This window comes from Rhizobium sp. YTUHZ045 (genome assembly GCF_051124255.1).
Taxonomy (GTDB): Bacteria; Pseudomonadota; Alphaproteobacteria; order Rhizobiales; family Rhizobiaceae; genus Rhizobium.
This window is the reverse complement of the sequence record NZ_CP101432.1, coordinates 2,547,831-2,570,220: the sequence shown is the minus strand read 5'-3', so window position 1 is coordinate 2,570,220 and position 22,390 is coordinate 2,547,831. Positions and strand designations below refer to the sequence as shown.

The 22,390-nt window shown below is 62.1% G+C and carries 21 protein-coding genes; 11 read left to right on the top strand and 10 right to left on the bottom strand.

Features of this window, described 5'->3' with window-relative positions:
• Window positions 1-65 precede the first annotated feature (65 nt).
• The 3 genes from NMA58_RS13030 to NMA58_RS13020 form a co-directional block, all read right to left on the bottom strand.
• Window positions 66-482, bottom strand: coding sequence for a cupin domain-containing protein (locus tag NMA58_RS13030; RefSeq protein ID WP_434710436.1), 417 nt, complete (start codon window positions 480-482; stop codon window positions 66-68).
• Between the two features lie 62 nt (window positions 483-544).
• A complete protein-coding gene (locus NMA58_RS13025; RefSeq protein WP_085778719.1) occupies window positions 545-1,303 on the bottom strand; it encodes an SDR family oxidoreductase in 759 nt (252 codons plus the stop codon).
• A gap of 68 nt (window positions 1,304-1,371) precedes the next feature.
• The gene (locus NMA58_RS13020) at window positions 1,372-1,851 is read right to left on the bottom strand and encodes a carboxymuconolactone decarboxylase family protein (protein ID WP_085778718.1); all 480 of its coding nucleotides are present in this window, start codon (window positions 1,849-1,851) and stop codon (window positions 1,372-1,374) included.
• A gap of 131 nt (window positions 1,852-1,982) precedes the next feature.
• Between NMA58_RS13020 and NMA58_RS13015 the strand changes: the two genes are divergently transcribed.
• Together NMA58_RS13015 and NMA58_RS13010 are read left to right on the top strand one after the other, a co-directional pair.
• Window positions 1,983-2,909, top strand: a complete 927-nt coding sequence (locus NMA58_RS13015) for a LysR family transcriptional regulator (RefSeq protein WP_434710433.1) — start codon at window positions 1,983-1,985, stop codon at window positions 2,907-2,909.
• An 83-nt stretch (window positions 2,910-2,992) separates the two neighbouring features.
• Complete coding sequence (locus NMA58_RS13010) at window positions 2,993-4,120, top strand: ATP-dependent DNA helicase (RefSeq protein WP_183702311.1); 1,128 nt, start codon at window positions 2,993-2,995, stop codon at window positions 4,118-4,120.
• A gap of 94 nt (window positions 4,121-4,214) precedes the next feature.
• Here the strand turns inward: NMA58_RS13010 and NMA58_RS13005 are convergent, their stop codons facing one another.
• Entirely contained in the window at window positions 4,215-4,907 is a 693-nt protein-coding gene (locus NMA58_RS13005) for a MerR family transcriptional regulator (protein ID WP_085778715.1), read from the bottom strand.
• A 431-nt stretch (window positions 4,908-5,338) separates the two neighbouring features.
• On the opposite strand from NMA58_RS13005, the gene NMA58_RS13000 reads away from it, so the two are divergent.
• Window positions 5,339-6,091, top strand: coding sequence for a pyridoxine 5'-phosphate synthase (locus NMA58_RS13000; protein ID WP_434710430.1), 753 nt, complete (start codon window positions 5,339-5,341; stop codon window positions 6,089-6,091).
• A 407-nt stretch (window positions 6,092-6,498) separates the two neighbouring features.
• Here the strand turns inward: NMA58_RS13000 and NMA58_RS12995 are convergent, their stop codons facing one another.
• Window positions 6,499-7,407: an SDR family oxidoreductase gene (locus NMA58_RS12995; protein ID WP_434710428.1), complete on the bottom strand. Its 909-nt coding sequence runs from the start codon at window positions 7,405-7,407 to the stop codon at window positions 6,499-6,501.
• Between the two features lie 122 nt (window positions 7,408-7,529).
• On the opposite strand from NMA58_RS12995, the gene NMA58_RS12990 reads away from it, so the two are divergent.
• Window positions 7,530-7,946, top strand: coding sequence for a winged helix-turn-helix transcriptional regulator (locus NMA58_RS12990; RefSeq protein WP_434710427.1), 417 nt, complete (start codon window positions 7,530-7,532; stop codon window positions 7,944-7,946).
• Here the strand turns inward: NMA58_RS12990 and NMA58_RS12985 are convergent.
• The 4 genes from NMA58_RS12985 to NMA58_RS12970 form a co-directional block, all read right to left on the bottom strand.
• The gene (locus NMA58_RS12985) at window positions 7,943-9,157 is read right to left on the bottom strand and encodes an MFS transporter (protein ID WP_434710425.1); all 1,215 of its coding nucleotides are present in this window, start codon (window positions 9,155-9,157) and stop codon (window positions 7,943-7,945) included. The two genes, NMA58_RS12990 and NMA58_RS12985, sit on opposite strands and share 4 nt — an antisense overlap.
• Before the next feature lie 108 nt (window positions 9,158-9,265).
• Window positions 9,266-9,889 carry a TetR/AcrR family transcriptional regulator gene (locus tag NMA58_RS12980; RefSeq protein WP_430958376.1) on the bottom strand — a complete coding sequence of 208 codons (624 nt, stop codon included), beginning with the start codon at window positions 9,887-9,889 and terminating at the stop codon, window positions 9,266-9,268.
• 70 nt (window positions 9,890-9,959) lie between these two features.
• Complete coding sequence (locus NMA58_RS12975; RefSeq protein ID WP_434710423.1) at window positions 9,960-10,877, bottom strand: bifunctional helix-turn-helix transcriptional regulator/GNAT family N-acetyltransferase; 918 nt, start codon at window positions 10,875-10,877, stop codon at window positions 9,960-9,962.
• Window positions 10,878-11,111: 234 nt separating this feature from the next.
• Window positions 11,112-11,831, bottom strand: coding sequence for an aspartate/glutamate racemase family protein (locus NMA58_RS12970; protein ID WP_285191601.1), 720 nt, complete (start codon window positions 11,829-11,831; stop codon window positions 11,112-11,114).
• 154 nt (window positions 11,832-11,985) lie between these two features.
• Between NMA58_RS12970 and NMA58_RS12965 the strand changes: the two genes are divergently transcribed.
• The 4 genes from NMA58_RS12965 (at window position 11,986) to NMA58_RS12950 (ending at window position 16,997) form a co-directional block, all read left to right on the top strand.
• Window positions 11,986-12,450, top strand: a complete 465-nt coding sequence (locus NMA58_RS12965) for an Lrp/AsnC family transcriptional regulator (protein ID WP_085778707.1) — start codon at window positions 11,986-11,988, stop codon at window positions 12,448-12,450.
• A gap of 172 nt (window positions 12,451-12,622) precedes the next feature.
• Window positions 12,623-13,165, top strand: coding sequence for a BA14K family protein (locus NMA58_RS12960; RefSeq protein ID WP_434710420.1), 543 nt, complete (start codon window positions 12,623-12,625; stop codon window positions 13,163-13,165).
• A gap of 177 nt (window positions 13,166-13,342) precedes the next feature.
• Window positions 13,343-14,608 carry an NAD(P)/FAD-dependent oxidoreductase gene (locus NMA58_RS12955; RefSeq protein WP_434710418.1) on the top strand — a complete coding sequence of 422 codons (1,266 nt, stop codon included), beginning with the start codon at window positions 13,343-13,345 and terminating at the stop codon, window positions 14,606-14,608.
• Between the two features lie 442 nt (window positions 14,609-15,050).
• Window positions 15,051-16,997, top strand: a complete 1,947-nt coding sequence (locus tag NMA58_RS12950) for a GTP-binding protein (protein ID WP_434710416.1) — start codon at window positions 15,051-15,053, stop codon at window positions 16,995-16,997.
• Window positions 16,998-17,376: 379 nt separating this feature from the next.
• Here NMA58_RS12950 and NMA58_RS12945 read toward each other — a convergent pair whose 3' ends face one another.
• The gene (locus NMA58_RS12945) at window positions 17,377-18,423 is read right to left on the bottom strand and encodes an NAD(P)-dependent alcohol dehydrogenase (RefSeq protein ID WP_434710414.1); all 1,047 of its coding nucleotides are present in this window, start codon (window positions 18,421-18,423) and stop codon (window positions 17,377-17,379) included.
• A gap of 204 nt (window positions 18,424-18,627) precedes the next feature.
• Here NMA58_RS12945 and NMA58_RS12940 point away from each other — a divergent pair, with 204 nt between their 5' ends.
• The 3 genes from NMA58_RS12940 (at window position 18,628) to NMA58_RS12930 (ending at window position 22,370) form a co-directional block, all read left to right on the top strand.
• On the top strand, window positions 18,628-19,536 hold the full coding sequence (locus NMA58_RS12940) for an AraC family transcriptional regulator N-terminal domain-containing protein (RefSeq protein WP_434710412.1): 909 nt from the start codon (window positions 18,628-18,630) through the stop codon (window positions 19,534-19,536).
• Window positions 19,537-19,629: 93 nt separating this feature from the next.
• A complete protein-coding gene (locus NMA58_RS12935; RefSeq protein ID WP_434710410.1) occupies window positions 19,630-20,688 on the top strand; it encodes a glycosyltransferase family 2 protein in 1,059 nt (352 codons plus the stop codon).
• Window positions 20,688-22,370, top strand: coding sequence for a hypothetical protein (locus NMA58_RS12930; RefSeq protein WP_434710408.1), 1,683 nt, complete (start codon window positions 20,688-20,690; stop codon window positions 22,368-22,370). Before NMA58_RS12935 ends, NMA58_RS12930 begins: the two co-directional genes overlap by 1 nt.
• Window positions 22,371-22,390: the final 20 nt, after the last annotated feature.

Genomic DNA, 22,390 nt, shown 5'->3' with positions numbered 1-22,390 from the left:
ATGATTCAGCGTGTCGGCCACCCGCGAAAGCGGCGGGCTCTCCGCGGGTGGCCGTCAGCGAATACTCACTTTTTCAGCGGGGAAGTCAGTTCTTTCTGATTGGTGTCGACGACGAAGACGGCGAGTAGGCGGGCGGGCTCGGTCTCGCTGCCATTGGCGCTCACGCCATGGCGGTCGCCCGGCATTTCGGAAAAGCTCTCTCCGGCCTGATAGACCTTGACCGGGCCGTCATTGACCTGGCTGCGGATCGATCCTTCGAGCACGGTGGCGTAGATGAAGGCCGAGTCCGGATGGGTATGGCCTTCGGAGAAGCCGCCCGGGCTGTATTCGACCAGCACGCCCTTGATGCTCTTGCCAGGCACGTTCGGCAGTTCGTGCTCATAGACGAGCGTCACCTTCGCGGATTTGCTGCTGTCGTGGGCGGCGCCACCGGTCGCTGTGAGAAAGGCGAGTGCGGCGGCGAGGATTGATGTCCTGATCATGGGAATCTCCTGTGTTGCTGGGATGGAGAGGACGCGCCCAAGCGACCGCGTCCTGAGGCAAGTCAATCACTTCGACTGGCTGATTTTGCGAACCACTCTTCGAAGGTGATCGTACCGAGCCGCGGATTGTCGTCGGAGACGAGCGACTGATCGTTCAGCCTGGCGCCGAAATATCTTGCCTCTGCATCGGCTTCGACAGTCCTCGGATCCTTCATCGCCTTTAGATAGCTGGCGACGAGATCGCTGAGGCGAGCGCGTTCGGGACCCGATATCTCGATTGTCTTGTTGGCGGGGGCGGAGAGCGCCACGTCGGCCATGGCGTCGGCAACGTCATCGGAGGCGATCGGCTGCACATAGGCCGGCGACAGGCGGACCGTCTGGCCGACGGTGCCGGACTGGGCGATGCCGTTCAGGAATTCCATGAACTGCGTCGAATGCACGATGGTATAGGGAATACCCGAGGCCCTGATCAGCTTTTCCTGAGCGAGCTTGCCGCGGAAATAGCCGCTTTCCTGCAGGCGCTCAGTGCCGACGACCGAAAGCGCGACATGATGCTTGACGCCAGCGGCCTTTTCGGCGCCGAGAAGATTGCGCCCCGAGGTCTCGAAGAATTCGAGCACGGCCTTGTCCTCGAAGGAAGGTGAATTGGCAAGGTCGAGCACGACCTCTGCGCCCGCAAGCGCTTCCGCCAGTCCTTCTCCGGTGATCGTGTTGACGCCTGAGTTCGGCGAGGCGGCAATCACCTCATGGCCGCGCTTGCGCAGGCGTTCGACGGTTTTCGAACCGATGAGACCGGTTCCGCCAATGACAACGATTTTCATAACAGGTCTCCCCATCGCTCCCGGTGCGCGGCAGCGTCAAAGTTGAATCTTCTCAATGAATGCGAGGGTTAGTTCAGGCCGGCCTTATCGAGACCGTAGGCCTTGTCGGCCGTGCCGGGTACAGTCTTGAAGCCGACATTGACGCGGTTCCAGGCATTGATTGCCATGACCACGAAGGTCAGGTCGGAGATTTCCTTTTCGGAAAGCTGGCCGCGAACCCGCTCATAGATCTCGTCGGGAACGCCGCCCTCCGGCAGTTTCGTCAGGGCTTCGGTCCAGGCCAGCGCGGCGCGCTCGCGGGGAATGAACAGGTTCGATTCCCGCCAGATAGCGACGTGATAGATCCTGAGCTCACTCTCGCCGAGGATTTTGGCCTGCTTCACATGCATGTCGAGGCAGAAGCCGCATCCGTTGATCTGCGAAGCGCGGATCTCGACCAGGGCCTGCAGCTTCTCGTCGATCACGCTGCTGCGGAGCGCCATGCTGAATTCCATGAACTTCTTGAAGAGCTCGGGTGACTGCTGGGCGTAGTTCAATCGCTGGGTCATGTCTTTCTCCTCTAATTAAGGATATTTAATGTCCTTATGGATAAATGATATCCTTAATTGCTGGACTGTAAAGCCATTCTCGCTTAGTCTGGCGGCATAAAGCCTATGCGCAAAAGTATGAGGAGGAGGGGATGGATATCGTTTCGGCATTACGGACCTTTCAGCGCGTCGTGGAGACGGGCTCGTTTTCAGCCGCGGCGCATGATCTCAATGTGACCCAGCCCGCGGTCTCCCGGCAGGTCGCGGCACTCGAAGGCCATTTCAACACGCGCCTGCTGCATCGCACGACGAGCGGCCTGTCGCTGACGGCGGAGGGGGAGAGAATGCTGCCGATGGCACTGAGGATTCTCGATGCGGTGGAAGAGCTCGGCGATGCGGCGGGATCGGATGGAGCGATCGCTTCGGGGAAGGTCAGGCTCAGTGTCCCCGCGCCGCTCGGCCTCTATCTCAGCGAGCGGTTGTGCGATCTTCTCGCCGCTCATCCCAAACTCTCGGTCGAACTTCTTTTCAGGGAGCAGAGCTCCGATATGATCGAGGAGCGCCTCGATCTCGAAGTGCGTCTCGGCCCGGTCGCCGACAGCAGCCTCGTCTGCCGACGGATCGGCTGGACGACGGCCTTCCTCGTCGCGTCTCCCGCCTATCTCTCGCGCAGGGCGGCTCCACACGCCCCGAAGGACATCAAGGATCATGAATGCCTGTGCTACGCGAGGGCAGGCGAGGCCAATACATGGTCCTTTTCGAACGGCTCGGAAGATATATCGGTCAGGATCTCGCCGCGGCTGACGGCCTGTAACGCCGTCGCCATCCACAGGGCAGCCCTCGCCGGCGCGGGCCTTGCCGTGCTCTCCCACATCATCGCCAAACCCGATATCGCCGCCGGCCGATTGATCCCGGTGATGAAGGATTTCCAGCCGAGCCGGCTGCCGGTCACCGTCGTCTATCCCTCGCGACGCAACATGCCGCTGCGCGTCAAGACCGTTCTGGATTTTCTGATGGAGGCGATGGCGCAGGACCCGTCGATGTGTTCAAGCGGCGTAGACCGGGGCTGGGACGGGTGAGTGCAGGGATCTGCGGTCATCGGCCACGCCGCGTCAGTTTCCGCCTTGCCTAAGTCAGGCGAATCCTGCCAAGTCGTCTGATCATGCAATTTGCGCCGCAACAAGACGAAGCCCTGAAGGCTGTTTCGAAATGGCTGAACGAAGGGCGCTCGCCGCTCTTTCGCCTGTTCGGCTACGCCGGAACGGGCAAGACGACGCTTGCCCGGCATTTTGCCGAGAATGTCGATGGCGACGTCCTGTTTGCCGCTTTTACCGGCAAAGCCGCGCAGGTGCTGCGTTCGCGCGGCGCCTCCAACGCCAAGACCATTCATTCGTTGATCTACCGCCCGCGCGGCGAGGAAGCGGTGGAGGACGAGGAAACCGGCAAGACCTCGATTGCGCCAATGTTTGCGATCAACCGGCAAAGCCCGGTGGCGAAAGCGGCGCTGATCATCGTCGACGAATGCTCGATGGTGGACGAGGCGCTCGGCAAGGACCTGATGAGCTTCGGCACGCCGATCCTGGTGCTCGGCGATCCCGGCCAGCTGCCGCCGGTTTCGGGCGGCGGCTACTTCACCAACCAGGAGCCGGATTATCTCCTCACCGATATCCACCGGCAGGCGCGCGACAATCCGATCATCAAGCTCGCCATGCAGGTGCGCGAAGGCAACGAGATCATGTATGGCGACTACGGCACGGCCAAGGTGATCTCGAAGAACGAGGTGACGCAGCAGCTCGTGCTCGATGCCGATCAGGTGCTCGTCGGCACCAACAGGACGCGGCGGCGCTACAATCAACGCCTGCGCGAACTGAAGGGTTTCAGCGCCGATTATCCGCAGACCGGCGACAAGCTGGTCTGTCTTCGGAACGATCCGGCCAAGGGCCTGCTCAACGGCTCGCTGTGGCAGGTGATGACTTCGTCCAAGGAAACGACGAAGCCCGGCATCAATCTCCTCGTCCGTCCCGAGGACGACGACATGGATCGCGGGGCGGCCAAGATCAAGCTGCTCAAGCAGGCCTTCGAGGATGTCGAAGGCGAGATCCCCTGGAACACCCGCAAGCGCTACGACGAGTTCGACTATGGTTATGCCCTGACCGTCCACAAGGCGCAGGGCTCGCAATGGAACGACGTCGTGCTCTTCGACGAGAGCTGGGCCTTTCGCGACACGCGGGAACGCTGGCTCTACACCGCGATCACACGCGCGGCGGAGACGCTGACGATCGTTCGCTGATCCCGATGGGGGCCGCCCCTCATCTGCGTTCATCGCTGCGAACCGGACAGTTATGGTTTAAAGTGGAAGGAGACCGTGGCGCTCGTCAGGGGAATTAAGCCTGCACGATGCCCAGCAGCACGGCCTTGGCGATCGCCTGGAAGCGGTTGTTGGCGCGGAATTTCAGGATGATTCCGGCCTCGAGATCCCTGGTCTCATCATGCTTCAGATCGAGTGCCCGGGCGATGCGCTGGGTGGAATAGCCCTCTGCCATCAGTTCCAGGCAACGCAGTTCCTGCGCGGTCAGGCTGGAACTGTCCTGATTGTCGTTGAGCGGCTGCGTCTCCATGCCGTCGTCGAAATCCAGGAGATCGCCGACCTGCTGGAGCTGGCGGTGCAGCGTCGACATTTCGGCCGTCAACTCGCGCTTGCGCACCTGCAAGACCTCGCGGAACATCGCCTCGGCCGATTCCTGCGAATCGGCGTTGCGAAGCTCGTCCATCAGTTCCTGGATGACTGCAATCGGCATGCCTGTCTCGCGACAGACGGTGATGACGGCCATGCGCATCACGTCGTCCTGGCCATAAACGCGCATCAGGCCGATGCGATTGGCCGAGATCAATCCCTTTTCTTCGTAGAAATGCAGTGTCCTGTGCGTAACGCCGAATGCGTTGGCCATATCGGCGATAGGCACCGGACCTTCCGGCAGATCCGGCGGCAGCGCGGCCAAAGGCAGGAACCGGTATTTCGACCGGGCCTCCGAAGCGACACCGGCGGCAGCAAACAGGCGTTTGGAACCGTCTGGCATGAACCCTCCTAGGGCATCTTGTTGCACCTCATGCGGTTTTGCCAGTTGCTTCCCGGTCGCGGCGAGTGGGGTTTCCTCTGAGCGTCTTCTATGGGAAAGAAGCAGTACGCGGCCTACGTTTACGCGACACAATGTCCACGTTATGCGTGAACGATTTTTTTTATAAGTGCTAAAAATAATCTCTTTTAAATGGGATAGCAACGCGACGGGGCGCTCTACAGGTTTTGCGCGAAGGTTCCAGCAAAACACGCGCTGCGCCCGCCGCATCTTCGCAGCCGGCGGGAACCGCTATTCCTGGTACGCCCCTCACTGTTGTAATGCCGATCCATCAATATCGGCGTCGCATTCATCTGCGATTCTCGTTGCCCATCGCCGGGCACTTGGCTTAAAAAGCGTGGCCTCCCGTTTCCGAGACCGATGGATAATCCGCCATGCCAGCCAAGCTCTCCGTGAACCTCAACGCCATCGCCATGCTGCGCAACCGGCGCGATCTGCCCTGGCCGAGCGTCGAAGCCCTCGGGCGCATAGCCCTTGCATCAGGCGCCAGCGGTCTGACGGTGCATCCGCGCCCCGACCAGCGCCATATAAGATCTTCCGACTTACCCGTCATCCGCAACCTGATCGACGACGAATTCCCGAAGGCCGAGTTCAACATCGAGGGTTATCCCACAGAGGAATTCCTCGAACTCTGCGCCGGCGCTGCACCCGAGCAGGTGACGCTGGTGCCCGACGACCCGTCGCAGGCGACCTCCGATCACGGCTGGGACTTCCGCAAACACCAGGCGTTCCTCACCGATGTCGTGGCGCGGCTGAAGAAGATGGGATGCCGGGTCTCGCTCTTTGCCGACGGCGATGGCGATGCGGAAGCGGTCAAGATCGCCAAGGCGGTCGGCGCCGACCGAATCGAACTCTATACCGGACCGTATGGCGGCTGCTACGATGCGCCCGAACGGGCCGCTCCCATCCTCGAAGCGCTGGGAAAGACTGCAGACGCGGCGCTGGCGATCGGCCTTGCCGTCAATGCCGGGCATGATCTGACGGTCGCAAACCTGCCTGATCTGGTGAAGCGCATTCCTGATCTTGCCGAAGTTTCCATCGGCCATGGGCTGACCGCCGATGCGCTGGAATATGGCATGGCGGAAACGGTGCGGCGGTTTTGCAGGGCTTGTGGGCAGAAGGTTTGATGATGGCGTCCAGCGACGGTACGGCGGTATCAACTGGTTTTGTCGTCGCATCGGTAGCGCCTGGGGTTAACCCCTCTGTCCTGCCGGACATCTCCCCCACAAGTGGGGAGATCGGCTGGGCGAGATGGCTTCTCCAAACAACTACCCTATAGCTGCCGCGCTACGGTAGCGAGGGAGCGATGGTCTAACCTCCTGCCACTCTCCCCACTTGTGGGGGAGATGCCGAAGGGCAGAGGGGGTGTCACACGGCACTCCCTCCTCCTCCGTCATTCGTGTCCTCAGGGCTTTACCACGCGATGTTACAGGAATTCACGCACGGCGCGTCCGCGCCGTGCGTAATTTATTCGACGTGGAGCTTTCTCACTCGCGCTGCATCCCTGCGACGTTGCGCAGGGATGCATATCGGCTCAATGCACCCCGGCGCTGCCAGCCGCCGTCAGTGCAGCCTTATGCGCCACGAAGAAATCCTTCAGCGGCAGCGGCTGTCTACCCGTTAGTTTGGTGAAGTCTCCGGTCACGATCTCGAATTTGCCGGCGCGGATGTTGGCGTCGGCGGAGACCAGCATGTCGGCGATGAAGCCGGGGAGGCCGGCGCCGCGGATGCCTTGGCCGAGCTGTTCGTCCGTGACGTCGACCACATCGAGCGGCTTGCCGGCGGCTTCGGAGACGGTGGCGGCGACCTGCCGGTTGGTCAGCAGTTCAGTGCCGGTCAGCGTGTAGGTGGCGCTTTCGGAGGTGCCGGAGGCAAGCGCTGCGGCGATCGCCAGGGCGCAGTCGTCGCGTGCAATGGTCGAGATCTTGCCGTCGCCCGTGGCGCTGTACCATTTGGCGCCTTGCAGGTTGTGCGGCATGCCGTGCAGGTAATTGTCGTGATACCAGGCGTTTCGGAAGATCGTATAGGCGATGCCGCTCGCCTTGATGGCGTTTTCGGTGCCGAGGTGGTCGGGGGCGAAGATGACGAGCGAATTGTCCGGGGCCGGCATCGAGGTGTAGGCGATGTATTTGACGCCTGCCTTGGCGGCGGCAGCGACGGCGGCTTTGTGCTGGGTAAGGCGCTTGCCGGGGGTATCAAGCGCGTCGGTGCTGATGATCAGCAGCCGATCGACGCCGGCGAAGGCCTTCTCCAGGCTGGCCGCATCATCGAAATCGGCCTTGCGGGTGACGACGCCCTTGCTTGCAAGCTCGGAGAGCTTTTCCGGGCTGCGCGTTGCCGCGACGATCCTGCCCGGGGCGACCTTGTAGGTGTCGATGAGGTGATGGATGACACGCTGGCCGAGCTGTCCGGCGGCGCCGGTGACCAGGATGGTTTCGCTCATACGTCATTTCCTTCTGCATTTGATAGCGGTCTCAAAACGAGACTAACACTAGAATAGGAATTGACTTGGCGGTGTAAAGGAGGCAGTTTTTCGGCTGTACGTTACCAAAAGGGAACCGGCAGATGAGCGGCGAGGTCCTCAGTTTGAAGAACAGGATGCCGGGGATGCGGCGCGAGATCGATCTCGCCGGTCTCGATTTTTCCAACTGCCCGGTCAGGGACATGATGCAGCATATCGGCGGCAAATGGTCGACGCTATTGCTCGAGATACTGGCGACTCGTCCTTGCCGGTTCGGCGAGTTGCGGCGGATGCTCCCCGATATCTCGCAGCGCATGCTGACGCAGACGCTGCGTGACCTGCAGAGGGACGGTTATGTCAATCGCGAGGTCTTCCCGACCAAGCCGCCGAGCGTCGAATATTCTATGACCGATCTCGGCCGCTCGCTCTATCAGCCGCTGTCGCAGCTTCTGAACTGGGCGGAAGCGAATCACGATGCCGTTCGCGCCGCCCGTTCGCGTTTCGATTCCGCAGAGAGCTAAGCTTTGCCGCGGCGGCCTTCCGTCAGGAACAGCAGGAAGGCCAGTGCCGGGAAGGCGAAACCGATCCAGGCCGTCATCGTCCAACCGCCGGTCGCATAGGCCCAGCCGCCGAGCGCCGAGCCGAGCGCGCCGCCGGCAAAGAAGGTGGCCATGAAGAGGCCGTTCAGCCGGCTGCGATGTTCCGGGTTCAGTCCGTAGATGGCGCGCTGGCCGCAGACGAGATTGGTCGTTACCCCGAAATCGAGCATGATCGCCGCCACCGTCAGAAGGATCAGGGCGGTGAGCGAGCCGTCGCCTGCGAAATGACTGATCACGAAGGAAACCATGCCGAGCAGCATGGCGATCGTCGTGGCGATCCTGGTCATGCCGCGGTCGGCAAGCCGGCCGGCGATCGGCGAGGCGACGGCGCCGGCCGCACCTGCCAGCGCGAAGAGGGCAATGCCATTCTGCGTCAGGCCGAAGGCCGGGCTTGCGAGCAGCAGGGGCGTCGTCGTCCAGAACAGGCTGAAGGCGCCGAACATGCCGGCCTGATAGAGGGCGCGGCGCTGCAGCACGCGCGAGGTCATCGCCAGATGGGCCATGGAGGCGAGCAGTTCGCCATAACGCAGCTTCGTCTTCGGAAGGCGCACTGGCAGGTTGGCGCGCAGGACGATGGCGAGCGCGATCATCAGCCCGGCGGTGAGATAATAGACGACGTGCCAGGAGGAAGCTTGGGCGACGAAACTTGCGAAGGGCCGCGCCAGCATGATGCCGGCGAGCAGGCCGCTCATGACATTGCCGACGACCTGGCCGCGTGTGGCATCCGGCGCCATGTTCGCGGCAAAGGGTACGAGTACCTGGACGGCGACCGAGGCGAGGCCAATGGAGAGCGAAGCGGTGAGGAACATCGCAGGCGTCGTCGACAGTGCGGCGCCAATCAGTGCCGCGGCAGAGACTGATATCAGCAGCAGCACCAGGCGGCGGTTTTCCGTGAGATCGCCAAGCGGCACGATCAGCAGCAGGCCGAGTCCGTAGCCGATCTGCGTCAGCGTGACGATCAGGCCGGTGGCGGCGGGCGTGAAACCGAGATCGGCGCTGATGGGGCCGGCAAGCGGCTGGCCGTAATAGAGATTGGCGGCCACCAGCCCGCAGGCGGCGGCGAAAAGGAAGGTGAGCCAGGGTGACAGCGTTCGTGGAATGGCCTTCTCAGGCGTCGTGGCTGAAATGCTCATCGGAAACTCCGGTATCCAAGGATTTGCGAGGATTGAATGCAAAATGCTGGCTGCAGCCACCCGATGCTTGACCTGATGCCGCTATTACGATCGTCTGGGCGTACCCGTTCAGGTCACGAGCTTCATCGCCGCTTCGGCTGCGGCGACCATCTCCTGCCTGCTGCGTCCTGTTTTGCCGATGACGCGCAAGCCCTTGGTAAAGCAGAGAAAGGCGAGGGCGGCGGCATCAGGGTCCACCGTCTTCGGGATGGTGTGGTCGGCCTGGCCGATGCGGATGAGATCGGCCATCAGCTTCTCGTCGGCGGCAAAGGCCGTCGCGACGTTGGCGGCGGCTTCCTCGTCGAGCAGGGAGAAATCGTTGGCACCGCCGACGACGAGGCAGCCTTTGCGGCCGGCATCGCCATAGGAGAGCTCGGTATAATACATCACCATCTGGAAGACTTTTTCGCGGCCCGTCTGCACAGACGCGATCATCGCTTCCAGACGCCGGCGGCCGAGCTGGCGGTAGCGCGCAAAGGCGGCAAGAAAGACGCCGCGCTTATCCTTGAACGCCTTGTAGATGCTGCCCGAAGCGAGATCCATCGCCTCGGTCAGATCGCTGATCGAGGTGGCGTGGTAGCCGCGTTCGGAAAAGACCCGCAGGGCCGCATCCAGAGCGGCGTCCATATCGAACTCGCGCGGACGGCCACGACTGCGAGCTTTTCCATCTGAGGTGAGGTTGTCAACGGTCATGATCCCTAATTAGGGAATGATTGTTTCCAAATCAAGCGAAATTTTTGCGACGCAACAATCGGGGGCGACATCAGAGGGTAAGAACCCAGTTCTGGCCGTTCGCCTCGGGGCCGAACATGCGATGTCTCTCCTCGGAGACAAGTCGGAAGCCTGCTTTGACGTAAATGGCGCGGGCGGCTTCCAGCATGTCGTTGGTCCAGAGGGAAAGCTCGCGGTAGCCCTTCTGCCTGCAAAAGCGGATGCACTCGTCGGCCAGCAGCTTGCCGAGCCCGAGACCGCGGGCCGATTTGTCGACATAGAGCAGGCGTAGCTTGGCGACGCCGTCGCCGCCATTGGTGACGAGGACCGAGCCGAGATTGATGCCTCCGCGCTCGGCAATCCAGCAATATTCGAGCGCCGGATCGAAATTGGCGAGGAATTTTCCGGCGACGTCGGCGACCAGCGCCTCGAAGCGCAGGTCCCAGCCATATTCCTCGGCGTAGAAGCGGCCCTGGCTCTGGACGATCCAGCCGATATCGCCGGCGCGATGGGGGCGGAGGATGGCCGGCGCCGGTTTGACGGCCGGATCGAGCAGAGCGCGGATCGTGCCCATAGCCGAGACGACAGCCTGCGGCTCACCCTCGGCCAGCGTGTCGAAACGGGCTGCAATCTGCGCATTGGCGCGCCGGCCGAGTTCCTCGAACTGCTCTCGTCCCTGATCGGTGACAGTGATGACCTGGCTGCGCAGATCGGCCGGGTCGGGGCTGTTTTCGATCAGCCCCTCGGCGCGGAAACGCTTGAGGATGCGGCTAAGATAGGCCGGGTCGAGATGCAGGTCGCGCACGAGGCCGGCGGCGCTGACGCCGCCATGCGAGCCGATCTCAAACAGGATGCGGGCATCGGTCAGCGTAAACGGCGAGTCGAGATAGGCCTTGTTCAAGAGGCCGAGGAAGTTCGTGTAGAAGCGGTTGAAATCGCGGGCGGTTTCGATGAGCGGGATATCGGACATGGCGAAGGTCTCTAGGTGGAGACACCGAGGTTGCCGACAAAACCCGCGACTTCTCTTTCGTCATGCTCTGGCATCCCCGAGCATCTGCCGTCAGTCGATAGGCAGCAGATCCTCGGCACAAGGCCGAGGATGACGCCGGGTGAGATGAGGCGCGTCAACAACTGACAAAAGTCTCCGTATGAAGACTTTTGTCATGCATTTAGTGGACTGAGTCAACTAAATTATCGCTGCGATTCAGGCGGCTTCTTCTTCCGTTTTTTCCTCAGCCCCAAAAGCGAACTCGACCGCCGCGCGCGCATGGATCGTCGTCGTGTCGAAGCCCGGCAGCGGCAGGCGGTCAGGATCGAGGATCAGGCAGATCTCGGTGCAGCCGAGGATGATGCTGTCGGCACCTCTTTCCATGGCGCGGTCGATGATCGCGATCAGCTTTTCGCGTGAACTATTGCGCACCCTGCCGGCGCAGAGCTCGTTGAAGATGATGTCGTGCACGGTGGTGCGGTCGGCAGCATCCGGCACCATAATGTCGAGACCGAGGCTCTTCATGCGGTCGGCGTAAAAACCGTGCTCCATCGTGTAGCGGGTGGCGAGCAGCAGCGGGCGTTTGCGGCCGGCGGCATGCAGCGATTTCGCCGTCTCGTCGATAATATGGATCAGCGGCACGGAGATTTTCTTCGCAACCTCGTCAGCGATCAAATGCATGGTGTTGGTGCAGATGAGGACGCAGCCGGCGCCGCCTACCTGCAGGCGCAGAGCCACATCGGCGAGGCGGCGGGCGGCCATGTCCCAGTCGCCGGCCTTCTGAAGCGCGACGATTTCCTCGAAATTGACCGAATGCAGGATGAGCTCCGCCGAAGCGAGGCCGCCTTTGCGGGCGCGCACCATCTCGTTGACGAGACGATAATAGACCGCCGAGCTTTCGAAACTCATGCCGCCGATCAGGCCGATCGTTTCCATCACTTTACGCTCCCATGCTTCAACTTCCAAAATCATGCCGCAATCTCGGCGCGGCGTGTTTGCGTTATTTGCCCTTCACGCTTAATGTGTGCTATAAAATTGCGCGATTTTGAAAAATCGCGCAAAACGAAGGCGCAAGGTTGACTTCACACACATGCTGGATGATCGCGACAGACGTATTCTCGACATGCTGCAGACGGATTCAGGCATATCCGTCACCGACCTCGCGGAGCGCGTGGCGCTTTCCGTCTCAGCTTGTTCGCGGCGCATTCAGCGGCTGGAGGAGACCGGCTATATCGCCAGGCGCATCGTCGTGCTCGACCGCGAAAGGATGGGCGTGCCGACCACGGTCTTCGCGCTGGTCAAGACGGCCCATCATTCGGACGAATGGACGGAGAGTTTTCGCAGAATCATCAGAGATATTCCCGAGATCGTCGAGGCGCACCGGTTGACCGGCAATCACGATTACATCCTCAAGATCGTGCTGCCGCGCGTCGAGCATTACGATGTCATCTATAAGCAGATCGTCCGTAAGCTGGAACTTTTCGACGTGTCGGCTTCGATTTCGATGGAAAAGTTGAAGCATGGGATGGCGATACCCGTAGGTTACGCTCGGTGAACAGCGGTATGCTGAAAAGCAGGGTTGGGTCGCCCGAGGAGCCGTTACCCTGACTGCCATCGATAGGAATTGATTTTTCTCGATACGGAACATTTTTCGATGTATTATGTTCACCTTTGGTTCAGGAGGAGGGGAGGATATTTCCTCTTCTTGAAGGAGGAGGAGAACAATCATGAGAAAGCTGACTGTCGTTACGTTATGCTTGATCATGGGTGCCCCCGGCATCACGCCGGCACAGGCGTTTCCGGCTATCAATCCACCCAGGATCGAAGCGCAGCAGCAAATCGAGCATGTGCGATGGCGCGGCCACGGCGGCCACTGGGGTGGCGGCTATCACGGAGGCGGCTATCACGGCCATCATCACCATGGATCGGATTGGGGCTGGGCCTTAGGCGGTCTGGCCGTCGGCACCATCATCGGCGGCGCCTTGGCGCAGCCCTATTACGGCTCGTACTACGGTTCACCCTACGGCTATTACGGCTCGCCCTACCGCTATTACGGCTCGCCCTACGGCTATTACGGCTCGCCTTACCGTTATTATGGCTCGCCGTACCGCTATGGCGGCTATTATGGCCGGCCCTATCGGGCCTATGCATATGGAGGGGGCAGCAGTCACGTGAGCTGGTGCTACGCCCGGTATCGTTCGTACCGGGCGTATGACAATACCTACCAGCCCTATTATGGCCCCCGTCGTCAGTGCGTCGGTCCCTATTGATTGGCACTGACGCCGTCTGCATTATGAGCTGTTTTCAGGCCGCCCAACTTCTTCCGATCCGTTGGGCGGCCTTCTTCGACTGCGATCGGCGCAGGGGAGACATGCCGAAACGGCGGTTGCAACCTTCGCGGCGAAGGCCACATTGGCTCTCAGCGAAATGACGCAGAAGGGCAGGTCATGGGCGATCATCATGTGGTTGTTGTCGGCGGCGGTTTCGGCGGACTGCAGCTCGTCAACGGGTTGAAGGGCGCAGGGGTGAGGATCACGCTCGTCGACCGGCGCAACCATCATCTCTTCCAGCCGCTGCTCTATCAGGTGGCGACGACCATTCTCTCCACCTCGGAAATCGCCTGGCCGATCCGCCGCCTCTATGCCGACCGGCCCGACGTGACCGTGCTGCTCGGCGAAGTCGCCGATGTCGACAGCGGCGCGAAGACGGTTTCGTTACGCAACGGCATGACTCTCGGATACGACACGCTGGTGCTGGCGACCGGCGCGACACATGCCTATTTCGGTCATGACGAATGGGAGCCGGTAGCGCCCGGCCTGAAGACCCTGGAGGATGCGACGACGATCCGCCGGCGTGTGCTGCTTGCGTTCGAGAAGGCGGAGTTACAGGCCGATCCGCTCGTGCGCGACGCGCTTCTGACCTTCACCATCGTCGGCGCGGGGCCGACCGGCGTCGAGCTTGCCGGCATCATCGCCGAACTCGCGCATATCACCCTGCCCAAGGAATTCCGCAACATCGATACGCGCAAGACCCGCGTCGTGCTGGTCGAGGCCGGCCCGCGGGTGCTGCCGACCTTCGCCGAGGAGCTTTCGGCCTATGCTCAACAGGCGCTGGAGAAACTGGGGGTCGAGGTCCTCCTCGGCAAGCCGGTGACGGAGTGCGGCGCCGACGGCGTGCAGATCGGCGAGACCTTCATCCCGAGCCGGACGATCGTCTGGGCGGCCGGCGTCACCGCTTCGCCGGCAGCTCGCTGGCTCGGCGTGCCGGCCGACCGGGCAGGGCGTGTGGTCGTCGAAGAGGATCTGAGCGCGCCCGGCCTGCCCGATGTCTTCGTCATCGGCGACACCGCCTTGGTGATGCGCGAGGACGGCAAGCCGGTGCCGGGTATCGCACCCGCAGCAAAGCAGCAGGGCGCTTATGTCGCCAAGGTCATCCGCGCGCGTCTTTCGGGCAAGCCGGCGCCGGCGCCCTTCCGTTACCGGCACCAGGGGAGTCTCGCGACGATCGGCCAGAGTGCGGCGATCATCGATTTCGGCCGGATCAAGCTGAAAGGCTGGATTGCTTGGTGGATTTGGGGCCTCGCCCATATCTACTTCCTGATCGGCACCCGCTCGCGCTTCGCTGTCGCCTGGAGCTGGCTGTGGATCTATCTCAGCGGCCAGCACAGCGCCCGGCTGATCACGCAGCGGGAGACGATGCGAGAGGAGGCGTAGGTTTTCTTCTTTTCGTCAGCTGAAGGACGGCGGGAGAGGGCGCGCCGTGTGGCACCCCCCTCTGCCCTGCCGGACATCTCCCCCACAGGTGGGGAGATCGGCTGGGCGCGATTGTTCCCCAAACAACTGCCGCATCGTTATTCGATACAGCAGAGAGGGACCGATGATCCAACCGCTTGTCGATCTCCACCCTTGTGGGGGAGATGCCCGGCAGGGCAGAGGGGGGTGCCTCACGGCAAGCCGACACAGCAAACCACCCGGCGCACCCGCAGCGTAAATGCAATACACCCAAGCTTGACATATCTCTGCACCCAGCCTTAGCATCCGACCCGCGTCTCCCCACCACCGGGCCACATCCAGCCGTAACAACGGACAGAGGTTCCAATGCGCCGAGTCAATTCTCACGAAAATCACATCCGAATTTCTGAGAAGTTGGTGGTTCATGCGAACTTTGAATCTGGGCATCCTCGCCCATGTGGATGCAGGCAAGACTAGCCTTACCGAAAGACTGCTTTTCAACGCCGGCGTCATCGACAAGCTCGGCAGCGTCGATACCGGCGATACGCAGACGGACAATCTCGAACTCGAGCGGCAGCGCGGTATCACGATCCGGGCCGCGGTGGTGTCGTTTAAGATTGGCGACAGGATTGTCAATCTGATCGACACGCCCGGCCACCCGGATTTCATCGCCGAGGTCGAACGGGTGCTGGGATTGCTGGATGCCGCGGTCGTCGTTGTTTCCGCGGTCGAAGGTGTGCAAGCGCAGACGCGCGTGCTGGTGCGGGCGCTGCGGCGGCTCGGCGTGCCCATCGTCTTCTTCGTCAACAAGGTCGATCGGCTCGGCGCCCGGTATCAGGAGGTGATGGAGGCGCTTGCCGCGCAGCTCTCGGTCCGGCCGATCGCCATGTCCACGATTATCGATGCCGGCAGCAAGCTTGCCCGGGTGGAGGCGCTCGCTCCGAGAGATGAGCCGCTTTTCTCGACGCTCTGCGAGGCGCTTGGGGAAAATGACGAGGCGCTACTCGATGACTATGTGCTCGCTCCCGATCGGCTGACCGAGGAAAGGCTCGGGCGCTCTCTCACCGAGCAGGTGGAGCGCGGCCTGGTACATCCCGTCTTTGCGGGCGCGGCGATGAGCGGTGTCGGCATATCAGCTCTGGCATCGGCCATTGGGACGATCCTGCCCGAGCGGCGCCCCGATCCGGATGGCCCGGTCGCCGGCAAGATCTTCAAGATCGAGCGCGGCTGGGGCGGGGAAAAGCTGTGCTATCTCTCCCTGACCTCAGGCACGATATGGCTCCGGCAATATCTGGATCTGCCGAAAGGCCCGGGGCGGGTGACGGCGATCCAGCTGTTCGAGGACGGCCGGATCCATGGCGCCGAGAGCCTCCGCGCCGGGCAGATCGCACGAGTCAGCGGCCTGGCCGGAGCGCGGATCGGCGACGCAGTGGGCGGCGATCGGTTTTCCGGCGGGCAGGCTCACTTTGCGCCGCCGACACTCGAAACCCGCGTGCTTGCCCGCCGCCCGTCCGACAAGGCGGCGCTCTGGCTGGCGCTGAACCGGATGGCCGAACAGGACCCGTTGATCAATCTGCGCCGCAACGAAGAGACGGACGAGGTGTTCGTCTCACTTTATGGCGAGGTGCAGAAGGAGGTGATCCAATCGACGCTGCTGACGGATTTCAGTCTCGATGCCAGCTTCGAGGAAAGCACGGTCATCCTCGCCGAGAGGCCTGTGGGGATCGGAACCGGCCTGCAGATCCTCTTCAAGGAGCCCAATCCGTTCCTGGCGACCGTCGGGTTGCGGATCGAGCCGCGGCCTGCCGGGGCGGGCAACAGCTTTGCACTGGAAGTGGATGTCGGCCAGATGCCAGCAGCCTTCTATCGGGCAGTCGAGGAAACCGTGTTCGAGACGCTGAAGCAGGGAGCTTTCGGCTGGCAGGTCATCGATTGCCATGTGGCGATGACGGCCGCCCGGCATAGTTCGCCGGCAAGCACCGCCGCCGATTTCCGGCAACTGACGCCCTGGGTGCTGGCCACGGCGCTATCGGCTGCGCAGACCGTGCTCTGCGAGCCAGTCGACCGCTTTCATCTCGAAGCACCGGCGGAAAGTTTGAGCGGCGTGCTCAGCTTGCTTGCGAAATCGGCCGCGACAACGGCCGATTCCGTGATCGCCGATGGCGTGGCTCGGCTGGAAGGCACTATCGCATCTCAGATGGTGCGGAGCGTCCAGCAGCAATTGCCGTGGCTGACCAGCGGGGCGGGGACCCTGGAAACCGCTTTCGATCACTACGCCCCGATGGCCGGGCCGCCGCGCCTGCGCCGGCGTTCGGGGCCTGATCCGTTCAACGGGGTGGAGTATCTGCTGCGGTTGCGGGGGAGTGTGTGAGAGGCGCATTTTGGTCATGGATGGGGCATGCCGTGTGGCCCCCCTCTGCCCTGCCGGGCATCTTCCCGACAAGGGCGAGATCGGCAAGTAGCCATGCTTCGCCCTAATTTGGCGATTCATGACGGTCAATTGTTGGGGAAGCCATCGCGTCCAGCCGATCTCCCCACCTGTGGGGGAGATGCCCGTCAGGGCAGAGGGGGTGCCACACGGCATGCCGGCCCGAATCCAGCTACGGGGCGGGTGCTCCTAGGCGGCGGGCGGAGCAGCACTTGCGGGCGATGCTTCGAGGCTCCGCCCTACGGGCTGCGCACCTCAGCATGAGGGCGGTGGAGTTTGCCGCAAAAAAAAGGCGGCCCTTTCGAGCCGCCTTCCATTATCCTCAGGCCGCCAGCGAGGCGATGTCGATGACGAAGCGGTAGCGGACGTCGCTTTTCAGGACGCGTTCATAGGCTTCGTTGACCTGGTCGATGTTGATCTTCTCGATCTCGGAGACGATGTTGTGCTTGCCGCAGAAATCGAGCATTTCCTGGGTTTCCTTGATCGAGCCGATCATCGAACCGGAAATGCTCTTGCGGCCGGGAATGATCGAGAAGGCGTGCACAGGGATCGGGTTTTCGGGCGCGCCGACGACGACGAAGGAGCCGTCCACTTTCAGAAGGCCGAGATAGGCGTTCCAGTCGATCTCGGCGCTGACAGTGCAGATGATCAGGTCGAAGGTACCGGCGAGCTTGGTGAAGGTTTCCGGGTCGTTGGTGGCGTAATATTCCTTGGCGCCGAGCTTCAGACCGTCTTCCTTCTTGGAAAGGGTCTGGGAGAGAACGGTGATGTCGGCGCCCATCGCCGAACCCAGCTTGACGCCCATGTGCCCAAGGCCGCCCATGCCGACGATCGCGACCTTCTTGCCGGGGCCGGCGTTCCAGTGGCGCAGCGGTGAGTAGAGGGTGATGCCGGCGCAGAGCAGCGGTGCGGAGGCGTCGAGCGGAAGGTTGTCCGGGATGGACATGACGTAGCCTTCCTTGACAACGATCGAGTCGGAGTAGCCGCCCTGGGTGCGCGTCTTGCCGTCGGCTTCGAAATCATTGTAGGTGCCGCTGAGACCCGGCATGTACTGTTCGCGGTCGAGGTCGCGCTCGGCGCAGCCGATGCAGGAATCGACGAAGCAGCCGACGCCGACGCGGTCGCCGACCTTGAACTTGGTGACGGCGGAGCCGACGGCGGAAACGATACCGGCGATCTCATGGCCGGGCACGATCGGATAGACGGCGTTCTTCCATTCGTTGCGGACGGTGTGAATATCCGAATGGCAGATGCCTGCAAACTTGATGTCGATGACGACATCGTCGGGCCTGGGGTCGCGGCGTTCGAAGGTGAAAGGGGTCAGCGGCTTGGAAGCGTCAGTTGCGGCATAGCCTCTTGCGATAGGCATGGGAACCTTCCTTTTCATTTTCGGGAGGGGGTTGAGCGGGATGGCGAACTATTGCCTGGAATGGTGGGAGAGGGTTAGAGCGATCCTCTCAGCTTTTTGCACGATCCTGCAAAAGTGGGGCACCTGCCTGTTTGAGAAATGGTCCAGGCACTCTAGATAAGGGCAGTGCCGCTGGCGTCGAATAGTTGACAGAAAGAGTTGCCGATGACCTTGCCTTTCAGCCCCTATCAGGAGATCGTCGAACTCGCGATGCGCTTTGCGCCCAGAGACGGCGAGTTCTCGACCGCTATCGGCAATCTTCATATCAGCCGCAGGTCGAAGCCCAGCGATCCCTTGCACAGCAGCTACCGACCCTGCTTCGCCTTCGTGCTGCAGGGGGCCAAAAGCCTGCAGCTCGGCACGGAAATGATCAGCTACGGCACCGGCGATTATCTCTTGACCTCGCTCGATCTGCCGGTCGCTTGGCGGGTTACGGAGGCAAGTCCCGAGGTGCCACATCTCTGTCTCGGGATGGCGATTGATTCCGAACAGCTGCTGGAGCTGCTCAGTCGCATCGATGTTCCGCGCCCGGCCGCCCATACCGACGGGCAGCGCGGAATGGTGGTGAGCGTCGCGCCGCCGGAACTCATGGATGCCGCCGTCCGCCTGCTGCGTTTGCTTGATCGTCCAGGCGACATTCCCGCCATGGCGCCGCTGATCGAGCAGGAAATCCTTTACCGGGTGCTGACCGGGCCGCATGGAGCCCGGCTGATCAACATCGCCACGGCAGACAGTCACAGCAACAGGATCGCCCGCGCCGTCGCATGGCTGAAGGAGAATTTCGCGCGGCCGCTGCGCATCGAAGACCTCGCCGAGCGCGTCAATATGAGCGTGTCGTCCTTCCATCATCACTTCAAGTCGGTGACGGCGATGACGCCGGTGCAGTATCAGAAGCAGCTTCGCCTGCATGAGGCACGCCGGCTGATGCTCATCGAGCGGCTCGACGCTGGCACGGCCGGCCATCGCGTCGGCTATCAAAGTCCCTCGCAATTCAGCCGCGAATACAGCCGCCTCTACGGCGCTTCGCCGGCCCGCGATATCGACGGCGTGCGCGAGATGGTGGCAGCGGAATAGACGCCGGCGGCTGCGACCAAAGCGCGTATTAAAGGATGCTTGACGTTTCCCGGCTAGGCTGGCGCCATCCATCAAGCAGGCACCGCCGTCCGCATGACGCAAGCACCGTTTCTCTCCATCGTCGCGCCTTGTCACAACGAGGAAGAGGGTCTGCGTGAATTCTGCCGCCGCGCGGCCGCCGCTGCCCAGAGCGTTGCCGGCGATGCATTCGAGATTATCCTCGTCGATGACGGCTCGTCCGACGGCACCTGGGAGATCATTTCGGATCTCGCGGCAAAAGTGCCGCAGGTGCTCGGTGTGCGTCTCCTGCGCAACCACGGCCACCAGCTGGCGTCGACGGCGGGCCTTTCGGCTTCGCGAGGCGAGCGCGTTCTTCTGATCGACGCCGATCTTCAGGATCCGCCCGAGCTGCTGTTGATGATGATGCCGATCATGGAGCGCGGCGCCGACGTCGTCTACGGCCAGCGAACGCGCCGCGAAGGTGAAACCTGGTTCAAGCTCGCCACCGCTTCGCTGTTCTATCGCGCGCTTTCCAGGCTCGCTTCCGTGACCATTCCGCGCGACACTGGTGATTTCCGGCTGATGCGCCGGCGCGTCGTCGATATCCTGCTGGCGATGCCGGAGCGCGACCGCTTCATCCGCGGCATGGTGAGCTGGATCGGCGGGCGGCAGGTGGCTCTGCCTTACGAGCGGGACGCGCGTTTTGCCGGCACCACGAAATATCCGCTGCGCAAGATGATCAATTTCGCGCTGGATGCGATCACCAGCTTTTCGACGACGCCGCTGCGCATCGCCACCTGGCTCGGCATGATCAGCGCCAGCATCGCGATGGCGCTGCTCGTCTATACCTTCGTTCGCTGGCTACAGGGCGAGACGGTCACCGGCTGGTCGTCCATCATGGCCGCCGTTAGCGCGTTCAGCGCCATCCAGCTGATCTGCATCGGTATCATCGGCGAATATCTCGGCCGTCTCGTCCAGGAAAGCAAGAGGCGGCCGATATTCATGATCGAGTCCATCCTGCGCGGAAGCGAGCATGCCGAGCTGCCGGCCGCTTTTTCGGAGATGAGCGCCGGCGATAAGCGCGCCGCGCTGGATGCGCTCCTGGCATCTGGCGAGCCGCCGCGCCCGCAAAAGAACGGCCGGATCGGATAATGGACCGGATCGCCACGTCCGACGCGGTCGCAGCCAGGTCCGATGCAGCGACGGTCAGGCAGGATTCCACCATTGCGATCGCCCTATTCGTCGCATTTGCGGCGGCTCTGGTCATGCTGTTTCCTTTTCCGCCGATCCTCGATTACGCCAATCATTACGCCCGCATTTGGCTGCTTTCCGGCGGCATCGGCGAGCAGCCTTTTCCCGAGATCTATGCGGTTGACTGGAACCGCACCTTCACCAATGTCGGGATAGACCTGCTGGCCCTCTGGTTGGGGCCGCTCGTCGGGGCAGACAGGTTGGCGCGGGTTCTGCTTTTCCTGGCGATCGTGTTGCCGCCGCTCGGTGCGATCGGGTTGCACCGCGCGCTGTTCGGCGGCCGGCACTATTGGCAGATCGCCATGCTGTCGCTTGCCTGGTGCGCCACGATGGTTGGCGGCTTCATCAATTTCCAGATCGGCCTTGGCATGGCCTTATTCTTCGCGTGCATCGACTTGCGGCTGCAGGGTGGAAATCCAGTCTGGATTTTTGCCTGGCGGCTCGCCGCCGCACTGCTGCTGACGGTGATGCACATCTTCTCGCTCGGCTTCTATATCGCGATCGTCTGCGGCCTCGAATTTTCCTGGCGCATCGACATACTGCGATCGAAGGCGGGGTTGGCGAGGCTCACCGGCCGTCTGACGCTGGCGATCAGTGCCTGCGCCCTGCCGCCACTCGCTTTGTACCTCCGCACTGCTGCCTTGCCGGATGGCGGCGGGAGCGGCCTTGGACTTGCCTGGAACGATGGCCTCATACTGATCCTGATAAACCTTGTCTCCGCCATCACGACCTATGTTCCCTTGGTGGACGTCGTGCTGATTCTGCCGCTGATCTTTATCTGCACGCGGGCCGCACGTGCGGGGGACATGCAGGTGCATGCGGGGCTCGTCGTTACCGCCTGCGGATTGTTGCTTCTTTCCTGTATTTCGCCGCGACACGCTCTCGGCACCGGCTGGATCAGCTGGCGCTTTCCGATCATGACGGCGCTCGTCGCCATGGCGATGGTGTGCCCGTTTGCCAATTTGACACGCCGGCAGGCGCTGTCGCTGGCGCTGATCATCAATCTCGCGGTGTTCGGCCGAGCCGGCTGGATCGGCTGGAATTGGTGGCTGGCGCAGAAAGATGTCGCGGCTGTCGAGGCTGTGCTGAAAAAGCTGCCTGCCGACGCTGCCGTGCTGCCTCTGGGGCATGAACCGGAGGCTGTCAGCAGCCTTGCCCATCCCAATCGGCACTTTGCCTGGGGATTGGATACCTTCCGGCATCTGCCGACGCTCGCCGTGCCCTTGTCGCATGCTTTCGTGCCGACGCTCTTCACGGCAAAGGGCAAACAGCCGCTTTCCGTCCTGGCGCCGTGGTCGGAAATCGCGGTTCCCGAGGGCAATCTGGTGTCGATCGGCGTACTTTCATGCCCGGCAATGATGCGGCAGTATGAGGGCTTTACGCCCTATCTTTCGGATTGGCGCAGGCGTTTCGATTTCATCCTCGTCGCCAATGCCGATATCCCTGACCGCTACGTCGGCAGCTCGATGCCGGCGGGACTGACGCTTGTCGAGGATGCCGGTTTCGCCAAGCTTTATGCGGTCGATAAGATAATGCCGGCGGAACCTCTCTCGATCCCGGCGGGTTGCGCCAGAGCGTCTTAGACTAGGCTACCGATGCCGTG

Bases quoted from the DNA above. Each gene is read 5' to 3' on its own strand.
- NMA58_RS13030 (WP_434710436.1), bottom strand. From the start codon at position 482: ATGATCAGGACATCAATCCTCGCCGCCGCACTCGCCTTTCTCACAGCG.
- NMA58_RS13025 (WP_085778719.1), bottom strand. From the start codon at position 1,303: ATGAAAATCGTTGTCATTGGCGGAACCGGTCTCATCGGTTCGAAAACC.
- NMA58_RS13020 (WP_085778718.1), bottom strand. From the start codon at position 1,851: ATGACCCAGCGATTGAACTACGCCCAGCAGTCACCCGAGCTCTTCAAG.
- NMA58_RS13015 (WP_434710433.1), top strand. From the start codon at position 1,983: ATGGATATCGTTTCGGCATTACGGACCTTTCAGCGCGTCGTGGAGACG.
- NMA58_RS13010 (WP_183702311.1), top strand. From the start codon at position 2,993: ATGCAATTTGCGCCGCAACAAGACGAAGCCCTGAAGGCTGTTTCGAAA.
- NMA58_RS13005 (WP_085778715.1), bottom strand. From the start codon at position 4,907: ATGCCAGACGGTTCCAAACGCCTGTTTGCTGCCGCCGGTGTCGCTTCG.
- NMA58_RS13000 (WP_434710430.1), top strand. From the start codon at position 5,339: ATGCCAGCCAAGCTCTCCGTGAACCTCAACGCCATCGCCATGCTGCGC.
- NMA58_RS12995 (WP_434710428.1), bottom strand. From the start codon at position 7,407: ATGAGCGAAACCATCCTGGTCACCGGCGCCGCCGGACAGCTCGGCCAG.
- NMA58_RS12990 (WP_434710427.1), top strand. From the start codon at position 7,530: ATGAGCGGCGAGGTCCTCAGTTTGAAGAACAGGATGCCGGGGATGCGG.
- NMA58_RS12985 (WP_434710425.1), bottom strand. From the start codon at position 9,157: ATGAGCATTTCAGCCACGACGCCTGAGAAGGCCATTCCACGAACGCTG.
- NMA58_RS12980 (WP_430958376.1), bottom strand. From the start codon at position 9,889: ATGACCGTTGACAACCTCACCTCAGATGGAAAAGCTCGCAGTCGTGGC.
- NMA58_RS12975 (WP_434710423.1), bottom strand. From the start codon at position 10,877: ATGTCCGATATCCCGCTCATCGAAACCGCCCGCGATTTCAACCGCTTC.
- NMA58_RS12970 (WP_285191601.1), bottom strand. From the start codon at position 11,831: ATGGAAACGATCGGCCTGATCGGCGGCATGAGTTTCGAAAGCTCGGCG.
- NMA58_RS12965 (WP_085778707.1), top strand. From the start codon at position 11,986: ATGCTGGATGATCGCGACAGACGTATTCTCGACATGCTGCAGACGGAT.
- NMA58_RS12960 (WP_434710420.1), top strand. From the start codon at position 12,623: ATGAGAAAGCTGACTGTCGTTACGTTATGCTTGATCATGGGTGCCCCC.
- NMA58_RS12955 (WP_434710418.1), top strand. From the start codon at position 13,343: ATGGGCGATCATCATGTGGTTGTTGTCGGCGGCGGTTTCGGCGGACTG.
- NMA58_RS12950 (WP_434710416.1), top strand. From the start codon at position 15,051: ATGCGAACTTTGAATCTGGGCATCCTCGCCCATGTGGATGCAGGCAAG.
- NMA58_RS12945 (WP_434710414.1), bottom strand. From the start codon at position 18,423: ATGCCTATCGCAAGAGGCTATGCCGCAACTGACGCTTCCAAGCCGCTG.
- NMA58_RS12940 (WP_434710412.1), top strand. From the start codon at position 18,628: ATGACCTTGCCTTTCAGCCCCTATCAGGAGATCGTCGAACTCGCGATG.
- NMA58_RS12935 (WP_434710410.1), top strand. From the start codon at position 19,630: ATGACGCAAGCACCGTTTCTCTCCATCGTCGCGCCTTGTCACAACGAG.
- NMA58_RS12930 (WP_434710408.1), top strand. From the start codon at position 20,688: ATGGACCGGATCGCCACGTCCGACGCGGTCGCAGCCAGGTCCGATGCA.